This window comes from uncultured Salinisphaera sp. (assembly GCF_964012375.1).
Classification (GTDB): domain Bacteria; phylum Pseudomonadota; class Gammaproteobacteria; order Nevskiales; family Salinisphaeraceae; genus Salinisphaera.
This window is the reverse complement of record NZ_CAXGSH010000165.1, coordinates 1-3579: the sequence shown is the minus strand read 5'-3', so window position 1 is coordinate 3579 and position 3579 is coordinate 1. Positions and strand designations below refer to the sequence as shown.

General features: G+C 62.5%; 4 protein-coding genes. All 4 read left to right on the top strand.

The window, feature by feature from the left end; genetic code table 11:
- A partial coding sequence (locus tag ABNU97_RS17440) for a response regulator (protein WP_348767937.1) occupies positions 1 to 928 on the top strand: 928 nt, incomplete at its 5' end.
- Between the two features lie 3 nt (positions 929 to 931).
- Positions 932 to 1795, top strand: a complete 864-nt coding sequence (locus ABNU97_RS17435) for a protein-glutamate O-methyltransferase CheR (RefSeq protein WP_348767936.1) — start codon at positions 932 to 934, stop codon at positions 1793 to 1795.
- Positions 1792 to 2373: a chemotaxis protein CheB gene (locus tag ABNU97_RS17430; protein WP_348767935.1), complete on the top strand. Its 582-nt coding sequence runs from the start codon at positions 1792 to 1794 to the stop codon at positions 2371 to 2373. The genes ABNU97_RS17435 and ABNU97_RS17430 overlap by 4 nt, the downstream gene beginning before the upstream one ends.
- A 7-nt stretch (positions 2374 to 2380) precedes the next feature.
- Complete coding sequence (locus ABNU97_RS17425; protein ID WP_348767934.1) at positions 2381 to 3454, top strand: diguanylate cyclase; 1074 nt, start codon at positions 2381 to 2383, stop codon at positions 3452 to 3454.
- Positions 3455 to 3579 lie beyond the last annotated feature (125 nt).

The following is a 3579-nucleotide window of genomic DNA, read 5'->3' as shown; positions in this document are numbered from 1 at the left end:
GGCGGCCGACGACACCGGCTATTCGCAAAAAGCGGGGGCGGTGGGCTATCTGCGCAAACCCGTGTCCAAGGAGGATCTGGAAACCCTTTTTGCCCGCGCCGAGGTACTCATCGGGCGGGAGGCGCGGCGCGTGCTTGTCATCGACGACGATCGCGATGCGCATACCGCGATCTCGCATCTGTTGCGCGCCGAGAGCGTCGATATCAGCGCCGTGGTCAACGGCGCCGAGGCGATCGAGCGCCTGGATGCCGAGGAATTCGACTGTGTGGTGCTCGATCTGAGCCTGCCGGACATCAGCGGTTTCGAGCTGCTCGAGCAGATCGCGCAGCGCGACGAGGCCCCGCCTGTCGTTGTCTATTCGGCGCGCGAGCTTTCCGAAGAGGAAACCCGACGCCTGCGGGTACATACCGACAGCATCGTAATCAAGGGCTCACGGGCCCAGGAGCGATTGCTCGACGAAGTGTCGCTATTCTTCCATCAGTTGCGTGAACGTCGCAGTACCACCGCGCCCGCCGTGCTCGAAGCCGGCGCCGAAGAGCAAAGCGCCGTGTCCTCGGATCTGGCCGGTCAGACCGCGCTGCTGGTCGACGACGATATGCGCAACACCTTCGCGCTGTCGCGTGCGCTGCGCGAAAAGGGGTTGAAGGTGCTCATGGCCAGCGACGGGTTCAAGGCACTCGACCAGCTGTCGGCGAACCCGCAAATCAGCATCGTACTCATGGATATCATGATGCCCGGCATGGACGGCTATGAAACGATCCGCCGTATTCGTGCCATGGACGAATACGAAACCCTGCCGATTATTGCGCTTACGGCCAAGGCGATGCCGGGCGATCGCGAACGTTGTATCGAGGCCGGTGCCACCGAGTATCTTCCCAAACCGCTCGACATTCAGGCCCTGCTGGCCCTTATGGGGCAAGTGCTGTAGCTCATGGTCAAACCCAGGGATTCCGAAGCCGAACAGGCACTCGAAGCAGAAGACATAGCGCTCGAAGCGTTTATCCACGCGCTGAAACTGCGGCACGGCTACGACTTCTCTGAGTACTCGCGGGCTTCGCTCAAACGGCGCGCCCAGGAGTTGGCCCGCAAGCTCGGCGTGGAGCGTGTGGGCGATCTGATTCCGAGCACGCTCTACGAGCCGGCGCTGGTACGCGAGATCGTGTCGCATCTGTCGGTGCCGGTTTCGTCGCTGTTTCGCGACCCGGAAGTGTTTCAGGCCATGCGCAGCGAGGTGTTGCCCATGCTTGCGTCCTGGCCGCGGATCAATATCTGGCTGGCCGGCTGTGCCTACGGTGAAGAGGTCTATTCGCTTGCCATCATGCTCGCCGAGGCGGGGTTGACCCAGCGTTCCCAGATCTATGCCACGGATTTCAACGATTATGCGCTCGAGCGCGCTGCCGAAGGCATCTTCAACCGTCATAATCTGGGCGAATATCGCAGCAATTATCTGGCCTCGGGCGGCACGGCGCGGCTGTCGGACTACTACCATGCTCGCTACAACCTCATTCGAATGCGGCGAGAGCTGCTGGAAAAGGTGGTATTCGCCCATCACAACCTGGTCACCGACGGCGTATTCGCCGAAGCCCAGCTGATCATGTGTCGCAATGTGCTTATCTATTTCACGCAGCCGCTCAAGGACCGGGTTCTGACGCTGTTCGCGGACAGCCTGGTGCGTGGCGGCTTCCTGGTGCTGGGTAACAAGGAGGCCTTGAGTCCGAGCTCTCCCGCGGCCGAGCGTTTCGAGCTGGTCAGCGCCAACGAACGAATCTACCGACTCAAGCGGGACTGGGCATGAGCGATGCCGATTACGCGGCCCTGGTGATTGGCGGCTCGGCGGGCAGTCTCGAAGTGGTCTGCCGGCTGCTCGAAGGGCTGGACGCATCGACGCGCCTGGCGGTCGTGATTTGTCTGCACACCGCCAGCCGCGACCTGGACGAGCTCTGCGAGGTGCTGGGGCGACATACCACGTTGCCGGTGGTCGAAGCCGGCGAGGGCACGGCCGTGGCCGCGAACCGGGTACACGTCGCCAGCGGCGGCTATCATCTGCTGGTCGAACGCACGGCCACGTTCGCACTGTGTGCCGGCCCTAGAATTCAGTATGCACGGCCGAGTATCGATGTATTATTCGAAGCGATGGCCGATACATATCGGCGGCATCTGGTCGGCATACTGCTCTCCGGGGCCAACGCCGACGGGGCGGCGGGCCTGAGGGCGATTCATCGCCTGGGCGGGCTGACCATCGTCCAGAGCCCCGATACGGCGAGCGCGCCTGATATGCCGCGTGCCGCGCTCAGGCTGTTCGAGCCCGATCGACAGCACACGCCCAGCCAGCTCATAGAGGCAGTGCGGGTAATTTCACGGCTTGCACGGTAATAGCATGATGCCGATTGTCGATAGTCCACCCGAGCAACCACGCCCGCGCATCCTGGTTGTGGATGATCTGTACGCCAACCGCTTGGCCATGCGCCGCGTGCTGGCGACGCTCGATGTCGACGTTGTCGAAGCCGACAGCGGTAACGGCGCGCTGGCCGCCTGTATCGAAACCGAGTTCGCACTGATTCTGCTCGATGTGCAAATGCCGGGCATGGACGGCATGGAAGTCGCCGAGCTGCTGCACGGCGAAGAGTCGACCCAGCACACGCCGATCATTTTCGTTACCGCAGGCGCGACCGACGACATGGACCGGCTCAAGGGCTACGACGTGGGCGCGGTCGATTACATCACCAAACCGCTCAACCCGTCGCTGTTGTCGGCCAAGGTGCGCAACTTCATCGAGCTCTATGAAAGCCGGCGCGCGCTCAAGAAAGCCCTGGCCGAACTCGACGAGCGCAACAGCCAGCTCGAACGCGAAATCGAAGAACGGCGACGCGCCGAGGATCGCGCCCAGCAGCTGGCAACACACGATGCCTTGACCGGTTTGCCGAACCGTCTGCTGTTTCTCGATCGCCTGGCCACCAGCATGCAGCGCGCGCGGCGCAACGGCGGCATGTTCGCGCTCGGATACATGGATCTGGACGGGTTCAAACCCGTCAACGACGAGTTCGGCCACGGCGTGGGCGATATCACCCTGCAAACGATCGCCGATCGGCTCAGCGAAAACACCCGTCAGACCGATACGGTGGCACGCTTTGGCGGCGACGAGTTCGCGCTCATCCTCGAAGACATCGATAATCAGGATGCCTGTATCGCCATCTGCGAGGCGTTGCAGGCGCAGCTGAGCGGGCCCATCTCCTTGCCCTGTGCCGGCGGCTCCGGCGATATCCGTGTGGGCGTGAGTATTGGCCTGGCGTTCTATCCGGCGCACGGCAAGAACGCCGACCGCCTGATGCACAACGCGGATCGCGCGCTGTATTCGGTCAAGCTCAGCGGCAAGGGCGCCGTGCATGTTTTCAGTGCCCAGGACGATGACGAAACCGAAGTGCACGGCGCACAGATACACGCGCGCATGCGTTAGGCAAGGACGGTTTACCAGGGCCTATTGTCGCGAGATAGGCCGCCGACCGATCGTTATTCGTTGGGGGTTGCCCGTGCCGGTCGTGTTAGGGAAGCTCTGCATAAACCTCTCACGGATCGCGTTCG